Source organism: Pseudomonas sp. E1MeOHC2, from assembly GCF_058745025.1.
Genome location: NZ_CP196675.1, coordinates 805,534 through 824,074 on the forward strand (window position 1 = coordinate 805,534; position 18,541 = coordinate 824,074).

The 18,541-nt window shown below is 61.7% G+C and carries 16 protein-coding genes; 7 read left to right on the forward strand and 9 right to left on the reverse strand.

Going from position 1 to position 18,541, the window contains the following annotated elements:
- Positions 1 to 20 precede the first annotated feature (20 nt).
- The 5 genes from ACSSU5_RS03570 to acs form a co-directional block, all read right to left on the reverse strand.
- Positions 21 to 785 carry an ABC transporter ATP-binding protein gene (locus tag ACSSU5_RS03570; RefSeq protein WP_264312132.1) on the reverse strand — a complete coding sequence of 255 codons (765 nt, stop codon included), beginning with the start codon at positions 783 to 785 and terminating at the stop codon, positions 21 to 23.
- A gap of 22 nt (positions 786 to 807) precedes the next feature.
- Entirely contained in the window at positions 808 to 1,506 is a 699-nt protein-coding gene (locus tag ACSSU5_RS03575; RefSeq protein ID WP_264312131.1) for an ABC transporter permease, read from the reverse strand.
- Complete coding sequence (locus ACSSU5_RS03580) at positions 1,503 to 2,192, reverse strand: ABC transporter permease (RefSeq protein WP_264312130.1); 690 nt, start codon at positions 2,190 to 2,192, stop codon at positions 1,503 to 1,505. Before ACSSU5_RS03580 ends, ACSSU5_RS03575 begins: the two co-directional genes overlap by 4 nt.
- Before the next feature lie 88 nt (positions 2,193 to 2,280).
- On the reverse strand, positions 2,281 to 3,066 hold the full coding sequence (locus tag ACSSU5_RS03585) for an ABC transporter substrate-binding protein (RefSeq protein ID WP_264312129.1): 786 nt from the start codon (positions 3,064 to 3,066) through the stop codon (positions 2,281 to 2,283).
- A gap of 506 nt (positions 3,067 to 3,572) precedes the next feature.
- Positions 3,573 to 5,534, reverse strand: a complete 1,962-nt coding sequence (gene acs / locus ACSSU5_RS03590) for an acetate--CoA ligase (protein ID WP_264312128.1) — start codon at positions 5,532 to 5,534, stop codon at positions 3,573 to 3,575.
- A gap of 32 nt (positions 5,535 to 5,566) precedes the next feature.
- Here acs and ACSSU5_RS03595 point away from each other — a divergent pair, with 32 nt between their 5' ends.
- Both ACSSU5_RS03595 and ACSSU5_RS03600 read left to right on the forward strand, forming a co-directional pair.
- A complete protein-coding gene (locus tag ACSSU5_RS03595; RefSeq protein WP_264312127.1) occupies positions 5,567 to 5,824 on the forward strand; it encodes a hypothetical protein in 258 nt (85 codons plus the stop codon).
- A 117-nt stretch (positions 5,825 to 5,941) separates the two neighbouring features.
- Positions 5,942 to 6,196 (forward strand): DUF2790 domain-containing protein, encoded by a 255-nt coding sequence (locus ACSSU5_RS03600; protein WP_027593091.1) that lies wholly within the window; start codon positions 5,942 to 5,944, stop codon positions 6,194 to 6,196.
- 85 nt (positions 6,197 to 6,281) lie between these two features.
- Here the strand turns inward: ACSSU5_RS03600 and ACSSU5_RS03605 are convergent, their stop codons facing one another.
- Positions 6,282 to 7,841, reverse strand: coding sequence for a sigma-54-dependent transcriptional regulator (locus ACSSU5_RS03605; RefSeq protein ID WP_264312126.1), 1,560 nt, complete (start codon positions 7,839 to 7,841; stop codon positions 6,282 to 6,284).
- A gap of 254 nt (positions 7,842 to 8,095) precedes the next feature.
- Between ACSSU5_RS03605 and phhA the strand changes: the two genes are divergently transcribed.
- The 4 genes from phhA to ACSSU5_RS03625 all read left to right on the forward strand — a co-directional run bounded on the left by phhA (position 8,096) and on the right by ACSSU5_RS03625 (position 10,993).
- Positions 8,096 to 8,884 (forward strand): phenylalanine 4-monooxygenase, encoded by a 789-nt coding sequence (phhA, locus tag ACSSU5_RS03610; protein WP_264312125.1) that lies wholly within the window; start codon positions 8,096 to 8,098, stop codon positions 8,882 to 8,884.
- A gap of 37 nt (positions 8,885 to 8,921) precedes the next feature.
- Positions 8,922 to 9,278 (forward strand): 4a-hydroxytetrahydrobiopterin dehydratase, encoded by a 357-nt coding sequence (locus tag ACSSU5_RS03615; protein ID WP_099454978.1) that lies wholly within the window; start codon positions 8,922 to 8,924, stop codon positions 9,276 to 9,278.
- A 290-nt stretch (positions 9,279 to 9,568) separates the two neighbouring features.
- Positions 9,569 to 9,697: a hypothetical protein gene (locus ACSSU5_RS03620; protein WP_256214942.1), complete on the forward strand. Its 129-nt coding sequence runs from the start codon at positions 9,569 to 9,571 to the stop codon at positions 9,695 to 9,697.
- A gap of 96 nt (positions 9,698 to 9,793) precedes the next feature.
- Positions 9,794 to 10,993, forward strand: a complete 1,200-nt coding sequence (locus ACSSU5_RS03625) for an MFS transporter (protein ID WP_492560618.1) — start codon at positions 9,794 to 9,796, stop codon at positions 10,991 to 10,993.
- A 117-nt stretch (positions 10,994 to 11,110) separates the two neighbouring features.
- On the opposite strand, the gene ydiJ is transcribed toward ACSSU5_RS03625, so the two are convergent.
- The gene (gene ydiJ, locus ACSSU5_RS03630; protein WP_492560619.1) at positions 11,111 to 14,131 is read right to left on the reverse strand and encodes a D-2-hydroxyglutarate dehydrogenase YdiJ; all 3,021 of its coding nucleotides are present in this window, start codon (positions 14,129 to 14,131) and stop codon (positions 11,111 to 11,113) included.
- A gap of 152 nt (positions 14,132 to 14,283) precedes the next feature.
- Here ydiJ and ACSSU5_RS03635 point away from each other — a divergent pair, with 152 nt between their 5' ends.
- On the forward strand, positions 14,284 to 15,168 hold the full coding sequence (locus tag ACSSU5_RS03635) for a LysR substrate-binding domain-containing protein (protein ID WP_264312122.1): 885 nt from the start codon (positions 14,284 to 14,286) through the stop codon (positions 15,166 to 15,168).
- Positions 15,169 to 15,285: 117 nt separating this feature from the next.
- On the opposite strand, the gene ACSSU5_RS03640 is transcribed toward ACSSU5_RS03635, so the two are convergent.
- Positions 15,286 to 16,704, reverse strand: coding sequence for an amino acid permease (locus tag ACSSU5_RS03640; protein ID WP_264312121.1), 1,419 nt, complete (start codon positions 16,702 to 16,704; stop codon positions 15,286 to 15,288).
- A gap of 683 nt (positions 16,705 to 17,387) precedes the next feature.
- A complete protein-coding gene (rluB, locus tag ACSSU5_RS03645; RefSeq protein ID WP_264312120.1) occupies positions 17,388 to 18,485 on the reverse strand; it encodes a 23S rRNA pseudouridine(2605) synthase RluB in 1,098 nt (365 codons plus the stop codon).
- Positions 18,486 to 18,541 lie beyond the last annotated feature (56 nt).

The following is an 18,541-nucleotide window of genomic DNA, read 5'->3' on the forward strand; positions in this document are numbered from 1 at the left end:
GTGCAAAGATGCAGCCTTGTTTACTTGAGGCTGCCGGAGAGGAACTGCTTGAGCCGCTCCGATTGCGGGTTGGCCAGCACCTCGCGCGGGCAACCGGTCTCTTCCACCAAGCCCTTGTGCAGGAACACCAACTGGTTCGACACCTCGCGAGCAAAGCCCATCTCATGGGTCACCACCACCATGGTCCGGCCTTCCTGGGCCAGCGCCTGCATGACCTTGAGCACATCACCCACCAGCTCCGGGTCGAGCGCCGAGGTCGGCTCGTCGAACAGCATCACCTCAGGCTCGACAGCCAGGGCACGGGCAATGGCCACACGCTGCTGCTCGCCACCGGACATATGCCCTGGGAAGGCGTCCTTGCGGTGGCCGACACCGACCTTGGCCAGGTAGTACTCAGCCTTTTCCAAGGCCTCTTTCTTGTTCATGCCGAGCACGTGCACAGGGGCCTCGATGACGTTTTCCAGCGCCGTCATGTGCGACCACAGGTTGAAATGCTGGAACACCATCGACAGGCGCGAGCGCATGCGCTGCAGCTGGCGCGGGTCGGCCGCCTTGAGCGCGCCATCCTTGCCGGCGACCAGTTTCAGCTCTTCGTTGTTGAGCAGGATCTTGCCGGCATGGGGCTGCTCCAGCAGGTTGATGCAGCGCAGGAAGGTGGACTTGCCCGAACCGCTGGAGCCGATGATGCTGATCACATCGCCTGCCTTGGCCGCCAGGGACACGCCCTTGAGCACTTCATGGCTGCCGTAGCGCTTGTGCAGGTCTTGGACTTCGAGTTTGTACATGCTGTCGATTCTCACAGAGCGGTCAGTGCTTGCGCGGCGCCAGGTAGCCGAGCCAGCGGCGTTCGGCCATCTTGAACAGGCGCACCAAAATAAAGGTCAGGCACAGGTAGAACACGCCCGCCGTGATGTAGGCCTCGAAAGGCAGGTAGTACTGGGCATTGACCGTGCGCGCTGCGCCCGTGATGTCGATCAGGGTGACGATCGACGCAAGGCTGGTGGTCTGCAGCATCATGATCACTTCGTTGCTGTACTGCGGCAATGCCCGGCGCAGAGCCGAAGGCAGCAGGATGCGGCGGTACATCTTGAAGCGCGACATGCCCATGGCCTTGGCCGCCTCGATCTCGCCATGGGGCGTGGCCTTGAGGCTGCCGGCGATGATTTCTGCGGTGTAGGCACTGGTGTTGACGGCAAAGGCCAGGCACGCACAGAAGGTCGCGCTGGACAGCATCGGCCAGAAGATGCTCTCGCGCACCGCTTCGAACTGAGCCAGGCCGTAGTAGATCAGGAACAGCTGCACCAGCATCGGCGTGCCGCGGATCACATAGGTGTACAGCCAGGCGCTGAGGTTCACCAGCGGCTGCTTGGACACCCGCATCAGGCCCAGCGGGATCGCCGCGAGCAGGCCAAACAACAGCGACAACGCCAGCAGCTTGAGCGTGGTCAGCAACCCGCCGAGGTACAGCGGCATGGCCTCCCACACCACGTTGTAGTCGAAGATCATAGTTCAACCACCTTGACGCCCACCGAGTAGCGTTTTTCAAGATACTTCAAGGCCAGCAGCGAAACACTGGTCAGCACCAGGTACATGGCCGCCACTGCCAGGAAGAAGGTAAAGGGTTCGCGGGTGGCGTCCGCCGCCTGCTTGGCCTTGAACATCATGTCCTGCAGGCCGACCACCGAGATCAGTGCGGTGGCCTTGGTCAGCACCAGCCAATTGTTGGTGAACCCCGGGATGGCCAGGCGGATCATCTGCGGCACCTGGATGCGGAAGAACACCTGGCGATTGCTCATGCCATAGGCCACGCCGGCTTCGGCCTGGCCCTTGGGGATACCGAGGAAGGCGCCGCGGAAGGTTTCCGACAGGTAGGCGCCAAAAATGAAGCCCAAGGTCCCGATACCCGCAATCAGCGGATTCAGGTCAATGTAGTCTTCGTAGCCGAGCAGCGGCGCCACTCGGTTGATGATGTCCTGCCCGCCGTAGAAGATCAGCAGGATCAGTACCAAGTCCGGAATACCACGGATGACCGTGGCATACATATCGCCCAACCAGGCCAGCCAGCGCACCGGCGACAAGCGCAGCGCCACGCCAATCAGGCCGAGCACGATGGCCAGGGCCATCGACGACAGGGCGAGCTGCAGCGTCAGCCACGCCCCGTCGAGGATGACTGCCCCGTAGCCTTTCAACATGATGAGGTCCTCGACCTAAAGAATGAAAAATGGTGCAAACCTCAGAGCCTCTGCTGTTTGCACCATTGCACAGGTGAAACTCGACGTCTTACTTCGAGTCTGGACCGTAGATGTCGAAATTGAAGTACTTGGCTTCGATTTGTTTGTACTTGCCGTTGGCGCGGATCGCGTCGATGGCCGCGTTGATGCGGTCGACGTTGGCCTTGTCACCCTTGCGCACGGCGATGCCGATGCCGTCACCGAAGTACTTGGCGTCGGTGAATGCCGGGCCTACGAACGCGAAGCCCTTGCCGGCGTCAGTCTTCAGGAAGCCGTCTTCCAGCAGGGTAGCGTCAGCCACGGTGCCATCGAGGCGGCCGGCTGCCACATCCAGGTAGATTTCGTTCTGGGTGCCATAAGGGACCACGGTGGCACCTTTGGCGCCCAGGACTTCCTTGGCGAAGCGGTCATGGATCGAGCCGCGCTGCACACCAATCTTCTTGCCCTGCAGTTCACCCAGGCTGTCGCTGACCGAGGTGCCTTCCTTCATGACCAGGCGCGCCGGGGTCAGGTAGTAGCGCTTGGTGAAGTCGACCGACTTCTTGCGGTCATCAGTGATCGACATGGACGACAGGATGGCGTCGATCTTGCGCACTTTCAGTGCTGGGATCAGGCCGTCGAACTCTTGCTCGACCCAGGTGCACTTGGCTTTCATCTCTTCACACAGCGCGTTGCCGATGTCGTAGTCGAAACCGGCGATGCTGCCGTCGGGCTGTTTGAAGGCAAAGGGTGGGTAGGCGGCTTCGATACCGATTTTCAAAGGTTTTTCATCGGCCTGCGACACCAGGGAAAACACGGACAGCGCCAGGGCGCCAAGCAGTGCGAGCTTCTTCATCAGGTAACTCCATCGGTACGGGGCAATACAAGGCAGGAGTAACAACTGCCCGATATGCGAATGGGTACAACGCGAGCCGCGCAGGGTTCGACCAAGGCCGCAGACCACGAGCGAGTGAGTGGCATTTTAACGACAGCCCGGTAGTCGATATTTCTTCAAAGCGACAACTACTTACAGAAGCGCTTGAAACCGCTGCGGGCAATGTTGACAGCCATTGCAAAATATGCAAAGGCGCAAGGAAAATAACCTATAGACCTAGCAATTACTGGACCTATTATTCGCAAAGCCTTGTACTACGGCAAGTGTAGCGTGCTGTGTTGAAAAAAATGGCTACTCTCACGCACCAAAACGGGACACCGCTGTTTCAGTTCGCCCCGCTCCCGTGCGTAATCGGTGACAGAAGAGTTACCGATGAATGTCGGGTAACAGTAAAGCAAAAAACCCCGCCGGTTGCCCGAGCGGGGTTTCTTCAAAGGCCTGGGGACCGCTTCACGACCCCATTGGCATCACGCCGAAGCCAGGTTCATCGCCTTGTGCGTATCGATCAGATGCTGCACCACACCCGGGTCGGCCAGGGTCGAGATATCGCCCAGCGAGCCGTATTCCGCCGTGGCAATCTTGCGCAGGATACGCCGCATGATCTTGCCCGAGCGGGTCTTAGGCAGCCCTGGCGCCCACTGGATGACGTCCGGCGAGGCGATCGGGCCGATCTCCTTGCGCACCCAGTTCTTCAGCTCAAGGCGCAACTGCTCGCTCGGCTCCACGCCGGCATTGAGGGTGACATACACATAGATGCCCTGGCCCTTGATGTCGTGCGGCACGCCCACCACGGCCGCCTCGGCAACCTTGGTGTGGGCAACCATTGCGCTCTCGATCTCGGCGGTACCCATGCGGTGGCCAGACACGTTGAGCACGTCATCCACGCGCCCAGTGATCCAGTAGTAGCCATCTTCGTCGCGGCGTGCGCCGTCGCCGGTGAAATACATGCCGCGGAAGGTCTTGAAGTAGGTATCGACGAAGCGGTCGTGATCGCCATACAGCGAACGCGACTGGCCCGGCCAGGAATCGAGGATCACCAGGTTACCCTCGGCGGCACCATCGATCAGATTGCCCAGGTTATCCACCAGTGCCGGTACCACGCCAAAGAACGGACGGGTCGCGGAACCCGGCTTGAGAGCGGTGGCGCCTGGCAGCGGGCTGATCAGGATGCCGCCGGTCTCGGTCTGCCACCAGGTATCGACGATTGGGCAACGCTCCTTGCCGACGGCCTTGTGGTACCAGTTCCACGCCTCGGGGTTGATCGGCTCGCCGACCGAACCCAGCAGCCGCAGGCTGGAGCCATCGGCACCCTCAACGGCCGCCTGCCCTTCGGCCATCATGGCGCGAATCGCGGTAGGGGCGGTGTAGAGAATGTTGACCTTGTGTTTGTCGATGATCTTCGACACCCGGGTGATGTCCGGGTAGTTCGGTACGCCCTCGAACAGCAAGGTGGTGGCGCCGTTGGCCAGCGGGCCGTAGACGATGTAGCTGTGGCCGGTGACCCAGCCAACGTCCGCGGTGCACCAGTAGACCTCGCCTGGGCGGTAGTCGAACACGCGTTCATGGGTCAGCGCTGCGTAAACCAGGTACCCCCCGGTGGTGTGCAGCACGCCCTTGGGTTTGCCGGTGGAGCCGGAGGTATAAAGGATGAACAGGGCTTCTTCGGCGCCCATCTCTTTAGGTGCGCAGTGGCTGGAGGCCACTTTCATCAGGTCTTCGTACCAGATGTCGCGGTGTTGGTGCCAGGCGATATCGCCACCGGTGCGCTTGCACACGATGATCTTCTGCACGCTGCTGGTTTCAGGGTTGGTCAGGGCCAGGTCGACGTTGCCCTTGAGCGGGGTACGGCGCCCACCGCGCAGACCTTCGTCGGCGGTAATCACCACCTTGGACTTGCAGTCGATGATACGGCCGGCCAACGCCTCAGGGGAGAAGCCGCCGAACACCACCGAGTGGATCGCACCGATACGGGCACAGGCCAGCATGGCAACCACGGCCTCGGGGATCATCGGCATGTAGATGGTCACCACGTCGCCACGGTGCACGTCCTGGCCACGCAGGGCGTTGGCGAACTTGCAGACCTGCTCGTGGAGCTCGCGGTAGGTGATGTTGCGGTGTTCGGAAGGGTCGTCACCCTCCCAGATGATCGCCAACTGGTCGCCACGCTCTTCAAGGTGGCGGTCCAGGCAGTTGGAGGACACGTTCAGAGTGCCGTCGGCAAACCACTTGATATCGACATGGTGGTCATCGAAGGAGGTCTGCTTGACCTTGGTGAACGGCTTGATCCAGTCCAGACGCTGGGCCTGCTCGCGCCAGAAGCCGTCCGGGTTGATCACCGATTGCTGGTACATGGCCTTGTAGGTGGCCTCGTCGGTCAGGGTAGTGGCCGCAACCTCGGGACGAACGGGATACAGTGGAGCCGCACTCATCTGTGTTACCTCGGTGTAATAGTTGTTTTTGTATGGAACCGTTTGTAACTGTACCAGAGCGGCAAAAGCCATTCGACGTTGGTAGTAAAGCGACGGCATTTGGCACTGACGTACGAGCAAAGCGCTCTAGATCGGGCTTCGCAGCCCTGGCAGGCAAAAAACAGCGGTTTTTTTGCGTGATTGTTACAGATTCTGTCAAAACACTTTATCAAAAGACCCACTGTTTCAGCGGTTGTCGCCGCCCTAAAATTCATCTCGCCAACAACGGCAAGGCGATTAACTTCTGGTAACAGCCCCCACGAAGGCAAGCGTTAATCACCCGCTAATCCCGATCGTTAAATCTAGCAGTACTCGCGGCGTCACAAGCGCCGCGCACCCCCTCACGACCTTAGACAGGTAAATAGAAAATGAAAGCTTTACTGGTATTGGTACTTGGCAGTCTTTGCGGCGCGGCAATGGCCGGCGAAGCAAACGATGCCGAGCAGATTCCGGTTGAACAGTACAGTTACTCGCAGCACTTGGACATTGCCCGCGTCATCTCCATGAGCGAAGTGCCCAACGTCTGCGAAGTCGTGCCAGCCCGCATGACCTACGAGGACTCCCAGGGCCAGAAGCACATTCTTGAATACCGCGTGATGGGGAATGGCTGCTCCAACGGCTAAACCTTGAGATTGGGGCCCCTCTGGGGCCCTTCGCGGACTTACCCGCGAAGCAGGTTACGCGCTTTCAGCGCAATTCAACTGCGCACTATTCAGACGTTTTACCCAATGCATAATCGCGCAACTTATTAGCAATCGTTGTGTGCGAAACACCCAATCTTTTGCCCAATGCACGGCTACTTGTAAATTCCCCCATCAAACTTTCCAGCACGGCCTTTTCAAAACGCCCGATAATCTGTGAAAGATCACCGTCCAACGAAAACTCACCCAACGGTTGCCGCACGCCATAATCTGGCAAACGAATGTGTTCGCCTTTAACCACGCCGCCTTCACATAACGAAACCGCCTGAAACAATACGTTTTCCAGTTGCCGCACATTACCCGGCCAGTGGTACTGGCTGAGTTTATCCATCGCCCCCGGCAACAGGCGCGGCAAGGCACAGCCAATCTGCCGGCTGGCCTGGTCGAGAAAGTGCTGCACCAAGCCTTCCAGCCCATCCATGCACTCGCGCAGTGGCGGAATGTGCAGCGACAGCACGTTGAGGCGGTGATACAGGTCCTGGCGGAACTCGCCGCGCGCGCACAGCTCGGACAAGTCCACCTGAGTCGCGCAGATGACCCGCACATCCAGGTACACCTCTTCATCACTGCCTACGCGGCGAAAGCAACCATCCTGCAGAAAACGCAGCAGCTTCACCTGCAGGCGCGGGCTCATCTCCCCTACCCCATCGAGGAACAACGTACCGCCGGCTGTCAACTCCAGCAGCCCCAGCTTGCCCTCGGCGCGGGCACCCTCGAACGCGCCCGGCCCGTAGCCAAACAGCTCGGTCTCAGCCATCGACTCAGGCAAGCCCGCACAATTGAGCGCCATCAGCGGCGACTGCCCACGTGGGCTGGCCAGGTGGCAGGCACGCGCCAGCAACTCTTTACCGGTGCCCGTCTCCCCTTCGATCAGCAAGGGGGCATCCAGGGGCGCCATGCGCCGCGCCTCGCGCACCACCGCCGCCATCACCCGCGAGCTCTGGAAGATACTGTCAAAGCCCCGCAACTCCTGCTTGCGCACGTTATAGATGCGCTCACCAATACGGTCGGCACGGTGAAGGGTCAGCACCGCGCCAGCCAGGGCCTCGCTGTCGTCGTGCTCGGATTGCAAGGGTGCGATATCGGCCAGAAACACATCCCCCTTGACCTTGACCCGTAGGCCGTTGATGCGCGATTTGTTGGCCCGCACCAGCTCGGGCAGGTCGAAGTCTTCGACATAACGCGCCAGCGGCATGCCCGGCACCTCGTCGACCCGCACCCCGAGCAACTGCGCCGCCGTGCGGTTGGCGGCAACGATGCTGCCGCCCATGTCGATCGACAGCACCGGGAAATCCAACGCCCCCAGTAACGCATTCAGCTCCATGTGCCGACGCTCACTGGGCATCAGCCCGACGCGCTTGACGCCGAACACCCCGGTAATGGCCTCGAATTTCGGCCGCAGGGCCTGGAACTGCAGGTTGATCAGGTTCGGGCAATGCAGGTAGATGGCATTGCCATGGTCTCCGCCCACCTCGCCGCGCAGCACGTTGATGCCGTACTCCACCAGCAGGTTGAGGATGTCGCGCAGGATGCCAATGCGGTTCTGGCAATGCACTTTGATACGCATGAGGGCTCTCGAAGCGCCAATGTTTTTCAACTCAGCGCGGAAAAGTCGTAAAGATAAGCTGACAAAAACAGCGAAATCATCAGCCAGATGCCTCGGATTTTCCGACACCCGCGCTGCTTTGTAAAATTATCGTTACGAAATCACAGCATAAAACCCGTACCGACACCCGCCCACCCCGTGCAAAGCCGCCCATGCAGGGGTATTCCTTAAGCATGTCCTGCACATAACAAGAAAGCCCTCACCAGGAGAGCCACATGAAACAGACGCACTACGTGGCACGCGAGCCCGATGCGCATGGTTTTATCGATTACCCGCAGCAAGAGCATGCGGTGTGGAACACGCTGATCACCCGCCAGCTGAAAGTCATCGAAGGCCGTGCGTGCCAGGAATACCTGGACGGCATCGATCAACTCAAGCTGCCGCACGACCGTATCCCGCAACTGGGCGAGGTCAACAAGGTCCTGGGCGCCACCACCGGCTGGCAGGTCGCCAGGGTGCCTGCATTAATCCCCTTCCAGACCTTCTTCGAATTGCTGGCCAGCAAGCGCTTCCCGGTCGCCACCTTCATCCGCACCCCGGAAGAACTGGACTACCTGCAGGAACCGGACATCTTCCACGAGATCTTCGGCCACTGTCCGCTGCTAACCAACCCCTGGTTCGCTGAGTTCACCCACACTTACGGCAAGCTCGGCCTCGCCGCGACCAAGGAACAGCGTGTGTATCTGGCGCGCCTGTACTGGATGACCATCGAGTTCGGCCTGATGGAGACCCCGCAAGGTCGCAAGATCTATGGCGGCGGCATCCTCTCCTCGCCGAAAGAAACGGTCTACAGTCTGTCGAACGAACCGGAACATCAGGCGTTCAACCCGATCGAAGCGATGCGCACGCCGTACCGCATCGACATCCTGCAGCCGCTGTATTTCGTCTTGCCGAACCTCAAGCGCCTGTTCGACCTGGCCCACGAAGACATCATGGGCATGGTTCAGCAGGCCATGCAGCTGGGCCTGCACGCTCCCAAGTTTCCACCCAAGGTTGCTGCCTGAAGCCAGCCTGATAACAACTCGAATTGGAAAAGAACTCATGAATGCCTTGAACCAAGCCCATTGCGAAGCCTGCCGCGCCGACGCCCCGAAAGTCAGCGACGACGAGCTGGCCGAGCTGATTCGCGAAATCCCGGACTGGAACATCGAAGTGCGTGACGGCCACATGGAGCTGGAGCGCGTGTTCAAGTTCAAGAACTTCAAACATGCACTGGACTTCACCAATGCCGTGGGCGAAATCGCTGAAGCCGAAGGCCATCACCCAGGCCTGCTGACCGAGTGGGGCAAGGTCACCGTGACCTGGTGGAGCCATTCGATCAAAGGCCTGCACCGTAACGACTTCATCATGTGCGCGCGCACCGACAAGGTGGCCGAGACGGCTGAAGGCCGTAAGTAAGCACCAAAGACGGGGCCGCTGTGTGGCCCTTCGCGGGCAAGCCCGCTCCCACAGGTACAGCGCAAGCTTCGGTTGTTCGCGCTTGCTGTGGGGGCAGGCTTGCCCGCGAAGGGCTGCGCAGCGGCCCCGTTTTTGCGTAAGAAAAATGTCCGCTATTCGCCCGTAAAACCGACAAGCGAACGGGAAAAAGTTCAAACTGTCATCCAGACTGCTGTATCCTGCCCCAGCTTTCCGAAGCCCCAAATGCGCCTGGCGCAGCCTTTTCACTCACACTTGCGAGGAACGACGAGATGCATGAAATCCCGAATCTTCCCTTCCCAAGCCTGAACCCAGAAGAGCAAACCGTTACCGTCCACGCCGAGCCGACGCCTGCCGTCGACCAGGATGGTGACGATCAATCCAGCGCTGACCAGGAATAACTGCGCATCCCCCGACTGTGTGAAAACGGCTGACCTGCGGGCCACCCCCGTCATCACGTTTTCACACCGTCCAGAACCTCTGCCACGAAGGCCCCCATGCCCGACTCACCGCGCCCCCTTGCGGTAACCCTGCAAGTCGTCTCCATCGTCCTCTTCACCTTCATCGGTTACCTGAACATCGGCATCCCCCTGGCCGTATTGCCCAGCTATGTGCACAACGACCTGGGTTTCAGTGCCGTGGTCGCGGGCCTGGTGATCAGCGTCCAGTACCTCGCCACCTTGCTCAGCCGCCCAACGGCCAGCCGCATCATCGATAACCTCGGCCCCAAGAAGGCGGTGATGTACGGCCTTGCCGGTTGCGGCCTCAGCGGCGTGTTCATGCTGGCCTGCGCCTTCCTGACCCACCTGCCCTGGCTGAGCCTGACCTGCCTGCTGATCGGCCGCGTGGTACTGGGCGGCGGCGAAAGCCTGGTGGGCTCCGGTGCGATCGGCTGGGGTATCGGCCGGGTGGGCGCCGAGAACACCGCCAAGGTGATCTCCTGGAATGGCATTGCCAGCTATGGTGCGCTGGCCGTTGGCGCGCCACTGGGGGTGCTGATGGTCAAGACGCTGGGGCTATGGAGCATGGGCGCGGGCATCATGCTGCTGTGCGCGGCAGGCCTACTGCTGGCCTGGCCCAAACGCGCAGCGCCCATCGTCAGCGGGGTGCGCCTGCCGTTTCTCAGCGTGCTGGGCAAGGTGTTCCCCCATGGGTCGGGCCTGGCGCTGGGCTCGATCGGCTTTGGCACGATCGCCACCTTCATCACCCTGTACTACACCAGCCAGGGCTGGCCGAATGCCGCACTCACCCTGAGCCTGTTCGGCGCCAGCTTCATCAGTGCGCGCCTGCTGTTCGGTAACTTGATCAACCGGATTGGCGGTTTTTGCGTGGCAATCGCCTGCCTGGCGGTGGAGACCGTGGGGCTGTTGATGCTGTGGCTGGCACCCAGTGCCGAGCTGGCATTGGCAGGTGCCGCACTTAGCGGGTTTGGATTTTCGCTGGTGTTCCCGGCGCTGGGTGTGGAAGCGGTGAACCAGGTGTCGGCGGCCAACCGCGGGGCGGCGGTTGGTGCGTATTCGCTGTTCATCGATCTGTCGCTGGGGATTACCGGGCCGCTGGTGGGCGCGGTGGCGGCAGGGTTCGGGTTTGCTTCGATGTTCTTGTTTGCAGCGGGGGCTTCGGCTTGTGGGCTGGTGTTGAGCCTTTACCTGTATCAGCAGGCGCGGCGGGCTCGGGATACCCTGCAGCGGCCGTGATTATGCAGCGCCTGTACCGGCCTCTTCGCGGGCAAGCCCACTCCCACAGGTACTCCACTGCTCTCAAGGGCAGCGGTCCATACCTGTGGGCTTGCTCGCGAAGAGGCCGGTGCAGATTTAGCGCTGCGCGTACTGCAAGACCACCTCCAGCGGATGGCGCATCTGCCGTTCGGTCATGCGCTTGACCTGGCTGCGGCACGAATACCCTGTCGCCAGCGGTTCGTCTTCCTTGTCCAGCTTGGTCGCCCACGATTGCTCGAAGATGGTCCGCGAGGTCTCCTGGTTACGCGCTTCATGCCCGTAGGTGCCGGACATGCCGCAGCAACCAGTAGCCTCGGTTACCAGCTTCAGCCCCAGACGGGCAAACACTTGCTCCCATTGCTTGGTACTGGCCGGCACGTTGGTCTTCTCGGTGCAGTGGGCCATCAGGCGGAAACTGCCGGCATTGGCCGCCGCCTGCTCGGGCAGTGCATCCATCAACCATTCCTGCGGCAACAGCACCTTCGGGCAGTCTTCCAGGCCAGGCACCTTCTGGTACTCCTGGCGATAGACCAGGGTCATCGCCGGGTCCAGCCCCACCAGCGGCACGCCGCAATCGGCCAGAGCCTTGAGCTGGTTGCCATTGCGAATCGCCGCCTTGGCAAACGCCCCAAGGAAACCCTGCACGTGCAGCGGCTTGCCGTTGGCGCTGTACGGTGCCAGGAATACCCGGTGCCCGAGGCGGTGCGCCAGGTCGATGAACGCAGCCAGCAGCGGCGTCTCGAAGTAACGGGTGAAGGCATCCTGCACCAGCACGATGCTGCGCTCACGCTGGGCCGGCGTCAGCTCACGCAGGGCCGGCACGCTGGCCACGCCAACGCGGCAGCGGGTCACGGTCGCCTGGAAGTTGAAACGGCTGATCAGCGGGCTGTCGACCATGCCGACCTTGTCCGCCAGCAGCTTGCTTACCCACTTCGAGCCCATTACCGCGTTGTACAACCCCGGCGCATGCGCCAGGTACGGGATGGTGAACTCCAGCGAGCCGATCAGGTAATCACGCAATGGGCGCTGATAGCGACCGTGGTACAGCTCAAGGAAACGTGAGCGGAAGTCCGGCACGTTGACCTTGATCGGGCACTGCCCCGCGCAGGACTTGCACGCCAGGCAACCGGCCATGGCGTCGTAGACTTCGTGGGAGAAGTCCACCTGCCCCTGGTCGCGCCCGCGGTTGTTGCGCAGCCGCGCTGGCAGGCCCTTGAGCCAGGACACCTTGTTGCGCGCAGCCGCCAGCACGTCAATATCCGCCGCGCCCTGCAGGCGCAACCATTCGCGCATCAGCGAGGCACGGCCCTTGGGCGAGTGCTGGCGCTCACGGGTGGCCTTCCACGACGGGCACATGGCGTCGTTGGGGTCGTAGTTGTAGCAGGCACCGTTGCCGTTGCAGTGCACCGCGCTGCTGAAGTCCTGCCAGACACGTTCGTCGATGGTGCGGTCGAGGTCGCCACGCAGGGTCACGCCATCGACCTTGGTCAGGCCTTCGGCGCTGTCTGGCGGGGTGCAGATCTTGCCGGGGTTGAGCTGGTTGCGCGGGTCAAAGGCGCCTTTCAGGCGCTGCAGCGCCGGGTACAGCTCGCCAAAATACTCGGGCACGTATTCTGAACGCAGGCCCTTGCCGTGCTCACCCCACAGCAGGCCGCCGTAGCTTTTGGTCAGGGCCGCCACGGCATCGGAAATCGGCTTGACCAGCGCGGCCTGGGCCGGGTCTTTCATGTCCAGCGCCGGGCGCACGTGCAGCACACCGGCATCGACGTGGCCAAACATGCCGTAGGCCAGGCCGTAGCCATCGAGCAGCGCGCGGAAGTCGGCAATGTAGTCGGCCAGTTGCTCTGGCGGCACCGCGGTGTCCTCCACGAACGGCTGCGGGCGCACCTCACCCTCGACGTTACCCAGCAGGCCCACCGAACGTTTGCGCATGGTGTAGACGCGGGTGACCGCCTCGGCGCCCTCGGCCAGGGTGTGCCCCAGGCGCTCGACGCTGGTGTCGTTTTGCAGGTGCTGAATAAACGCCTGTACCCGCGCATTGACCTCATCGGGCTGATCGCCGCAAAACTCCACCAGGTTGATACCCAGGGTCGGGCGCTCGGGGTCGGCCGGGAAATACTCGGCGACGCTGTGCCAGACGATGTCCTTCATGGCCAGCATCAGTACCTTGGAGTCGACGGTTTCGATCGACAAAGGCTTGTGCGCCATCAGCGCATTGGCGTCGCGCAGGGCGTCCATGAAGCTGGTGTAGCGGACGTTGACCAATACCGCGTATTTCGGGATCGGCAGCACATTGAGCTTGGCTTCTACCACGTAGCCCAGCGACCCTTCGGCGCCGCACAGCACGCTGTTGAGGTTGAAACGCCCCTGCGCATCGCGCAGGTGCGCCAGGTCGTAGCCGGTCAGGCAGCGGTTGAGCTTTGGGAAGGTGCTCTCGATCAGCTCGCCCTGAGTTTGCTGGATCTCGCGAGCCACGCGGTACACCTCGCCAACCCGCCCTGGCGCGGCGCAGGCCTGCTCCAGCGCAGCGTCATCGATGGGCAGGCTGTGCAGGCGCTCACCACCGAGCAGCACGCTGTGCAATTCGAGCACGTGATCGCGGGTCTTGCCGTAGGTGCAACTGCCCTGGCCACTGGCGTCGGTGTTGATCATGCCGCCGACAGTGGCGCGGTTGGAGGTGGACAGCTCAGGCGCGAAGAACAGCCCGTGTGGCTTGAGCGCGGCGTTGAGCTGGTCCTTGACCACACCGGCCTGGACCCGCACCCAACGCTCCTCGACGTTGATTTCGAGGATGCTGTTCATGTGCCGCGACAGGTCGACGACGATGCCATCGGTCAGCGACTGGCCATTGGTGCCAGTCCCCCCGCCACGCGGGGTCAGTTTGACCTGGCCAAAGCGCGCCTCGCCCATCAGCGCGGCGACCCGCGCCACGTCATCGGCATCACGCGGGAACACGGCGGCCTGGGGCAAGCGCTGGTAAATCGAGTTGTCGGTGGCCAGCACCGTACGGGTGGCGTAATCGGCACTGATCTGGCCACGGAAGCCGCTTTTGCGCAGGGCTTCGAGGAAATCTGGGTAGTTGGCGGTCGGTGCACTGGTCAGCAGCTGGGCGATCATCGAACGGATGGCCTCTTGATATGGGCTAATTCACGGGAATCCTGTCATGCCGGCATGGGTTGCTTCACGGCGGATGACGAATAGGCCAATGTTCCTGTACTTTCGCGCCAGGGGCAAACGGATAATCCTGCCGCTATCGATGACTTTTATGAATGAATTACCGCCACCTGACACCGTCCATGTCGCTGCTGCTGGCGTTCGAGGCTGCCGCCCGGCATGAAAGCTATACCCGCGCCGCCGCTGAACTGTCGCTGACCCAGAGCGCCGTCAGCCGCCAGGTGCAGGCACTTGAGCAGCAACTGGGGCTTACGCTGTTCCGCCGCGAAGGGCGCCAGGTGCAGCTGACCGACGTCGGCCGGCTTTACCAGCGCGAGTTGAGCGAAGCCTTGGGGCGCATCCGCAGTGCCACCCTGCAGGCACTGGCCTACCAGTCCGGTGTCGGCACGTTGCGCCTGGCCACCCTGCCCACCTTCGGCTCGAAATGGCTGCTGCCACGACTGCACGCCTTCTACAGCGCCCACCCGGGCATGCTGGTGCACATCCACTCCCGGATCGAAGCGATCAACTTCGACACCAGCGAGATCGATGCGGCGATCGGCGTGGCAAGCCACGACCTGCCGGGGCTGATCTGCCACCGCTTGCATGCCGAGGAACTGCTGGTGATTCTGCCGCCAGAAGCGGCTGCGGACACCCATGGCTGGAGCCCCGCCCGGGTCAGCGAGGAGGTGCTGCTCAACGTCGCCAACAACCCGCATGCCTGGGGCGAATGGTTCTCTCATCACAGCCTGCCGCACCGGGCGATGCGCCTGGGGCCGAGCTTCGAATTGACCTCGCACCTGATCCAGGCGGTGCGGGCCGGGATCGGCATCGGCCTGGTGCCGCGAATTTTGGTGGAAGAGGAACTGGCCAAGGGCGAGCTGTTCAGCCCTGGGGCGGCGTTTGCCAGCCAGCGCAGCTATTACCTGATCTATCCGCCACGTAACGAAGCGCTGCCGTCGCTGCGGGCGTTTCGCAGCTGGTTGCTGGAGCAGATCTGAGTTTTTGTTTTGCTGCACAGGCCTCTTCGCGGGCTTGCCCGCGAAGAGGCCTGTGCAGGCAACAAAAAACCCGATGCCAGTCACCTGGCATCGGGTTTCGGGTATTACCGGCAGCCTTTACTTGGCCACAGTACCGGCAGCACCGTTAGCCTGCGCCTCACGCTTGGGCTTGATGATGTAGAAGAGGAACATCACCACCACCCACACCGGAATCGCATACACCGAGATCTGGATACCCGGGATCTGCAGCATGATGCCAAGGATCAACACCACGAACGCCAGGCAGATGTAGTTGCCGTAGGGGTACCACAGCGCCTTGAACAGCGGTTTCTGGCCAGTGCGGTCCAGGTGCTGGCGGAACTTCAGGTGCGAATAGCTGATCATCGCCCAGTTGATTACCAGGGTCGCCACGACCAGCGACATCAGCAACTCCAGCGCATTCTGCGGAATGAAGTAGTTGAGCAGCACTGCAATCAGGGTCACCGCCGCCGACACCAGGATCGAACGCACCGGCACGCCGCGCTTGTCGACCTTGGCCAGGGCCGCCGGGGCGTCGCCTTGCTCGGCCATGCCCAGCAGCATGCGGGCGTTGCAGTAGGTACCGCTGTTGTACACCGACAACGCAGCGGTCAGGACCACGAAGTTCAGCAAGTGGGCGGCCACATCGCTACCCAGCAGGGAGAACACCTGCACGAACGGGCTGCTGCCATAGCTGCCGCCGGAGGCGTCGATGCTGGCGACCAGGGTGTCCCACGGGGTCAGCGACAACAGCACGACCAGCGCGCCGATGTAGAAGATCAGGATGCGGTAGATGACCTGGTTGATGGCTTTAGGGATCACAGTCTTCGGCTTGTCGGCCTCGGCGGCGGTGAAACCGAGCATTTCCAGGCCACCGAAGGAGAACATGATGAACGCCAACGCCATGACCAGGCCGCTGACACCATGCGGGAAGAAGCCGCCGTGCGCCCACAGGTTGGTCACCGAGGCCTCGGGGCCACCGCTGCCGCTGGTCAACAGGTAGGCACCCAGGCCGATCATGCCGACGATGGCCACGACCTTGATGATGGCGAACCAGAATTCGGCCTCACCGAATACCTTCACGTTCATCAGGTTGATGACGTTGATCAGCAGGAAGAAGCCCGCTGCCGTGACCCAGGTCGGGATCTCCGGCCACCAGTAGTGGATGTACTTGCCGACCGCCGTCAGTTCCGACATGCCCACCAGGATGTACAGCACCCAGCAGTTCCAGCCCGACATGAAGCCGGCGAAGCCGCCCCAGTACTTGTGGGCAAAGTGGCTGAACGAACCGGCCACCGGCTCTTCGACGATCATCTCGCCCAGCTGGCGCATGATCATGAAGGCGATGAAGCCGCAGATGGCGTAGCCGAGGATCATCGACGGGCCGGCGGATTTCATCACGCCTGCCGAGCCGAGGAACAGGCCAGTACCAATCGCACCACCAAGGGCGATCAACTGGATGTGGCGGTTCTTCAGGCCCCGCTTTAGCTCGCCTGAATGCATGTTTTGTCCACTCATGAACGAAGTCACCTGCATTGTTTTTATCTGTGACGAAATCGGACCCACCGCGCTCGTGGCGCAGCGGAATGGGCAAGGTGGTTACCTTGGGTTTCTTGAACGCGGGCGCCGCCGGGGCGGTTCAGCCGGGTGTGATCAAGAGTGCGCGGTACGCAAGAGGGTCACAGGTAAAACGCGGCGCACTGTATACCCCTGCAAGCGCGCAGGCGTCAACGCGTTGCGTCATTTCCTTGGGAAAAAACGCAGCGATCCTGTGGTGTGAGCCTTGAAAGGCGGAGTGATCGGCGTACATGGCGCCTCCATTTGTTGTTTTGTCAGCACGCCTCTGCGGGCGAGCTTTTGCACACGGCAATGGCTGCTATATCAGCGTGCGCCGGGGGTTTGGGCAATAGGGGGGCAAGGCTGAGGAGGAGCGCTGCTGACTCCAAGGTGGCAAGCTGTGTTTACAGCCCTAGGGAAATACCCATTCCATGGCCAGAAGCGAGCGATTTCGTATAGAAAACTTTACAAGGTGGTTTGCCAGCTTTCCACTCGTCAGAAAAATTGTGATTGATCAACAGGTTGGGGCCGCTTCACGGCCCATCGCAGGCAAGCCAGCGCCTGCAGGTCCGCGCTGTATTCCCCTTTGCAGGAGGCGAAAAAAAACCAGCCCGAAGGCTGGTTCTTTTATCTACCGCTGCGAATCAACCGCGCGGCTTGCCGCGGCCACGGCCTGCCGGCTTGTCGCCGTCTGGCTTGCCGGTACGCTTGCGCATCTCGCTCGGGCGCTCGGCCACCGCGCTACCACGGTTGCCTTTACGCGGCGCTTCGTCACGCGCCGGGCGCGCTGGGCGCTCGGATGCGCTGTCACGTGGTTGACGGGCTGGGCGCTCGGCAGTGCCTTCACTGGCAGGGCGCAGGTTACGCACGCGCTCGCCACGCCCCATCGGACGGGTCGACTTGCGCTGCATGCGCTCCATCTTGTCCTTGGCCTTGAGGTTCAGGGTTGGCAGCGCGACCGGCTGCAGGCCCACTTCGGCGGCCAGGATGTCGATTTCGCCCTGGGTCATTTCGCGCCAGCGGCCCATCGGCAGGTCGGAATTGAGGAATACCGGGCCGAAGCGCACGCGCTTCAGGCGGCTGACCACCATGCCCTGCGACTCCCACAGGCGACGCACTTCACGGTTACGGCCTTCCATCACCACGCAGTGGTACCAATGGTTGAAGCCTTCACCGCCCGGTGCCTTCTGGATGTCGGTGAACTTGGCCGGGCCGTCTTCGAGCATCACGCCAGCCTTGAGGCGATCGAGCATTTCGTCGTCGACCTCGCCACGCACACGTACCGCGTATTCACGGTCCATCTCGTAGGAGGGGTGCATCAGGCGGTTGGCCAGCTCACCGTCGGTGGTGAACAGCAGCAGGCCGGTGGTGTTGATGTCCAGGCGGCCGATGTTGATCCAGCGCCCTTCTTTCGGCCGTGGCAGGCGGTCGAACACCGTCGGGCGGCCTTCTGGGTCGTCACGGGTGCAGATCTCGCCGTCGGGCTTGTTGTACATGATCACGCGGCGGGTGGCCTCGGCGGCTTCCTCGCGCTTGATCAGCTTGCCGTCGACGGCGATGGCGTCGTGCAGGTCGACGCGCTGACCGAGGGTGGCGGCAACGCCATTGACCTTGATCCGGCCCTGGCTGATCCAGGCCTCGACGTCACGGCGTGAACCGACGCCAATGCGCGCCAGCACTTTTTGCAGCTTTTCGCCGGATGGAGGGGTAATTTGGTCGTCTTGCAGGTCTTGCTCACTCATCTGGGCACCTCCCGGTGTAGGAATGAAAAAGGGGTCTTGGCGACGAACGCGCCAAA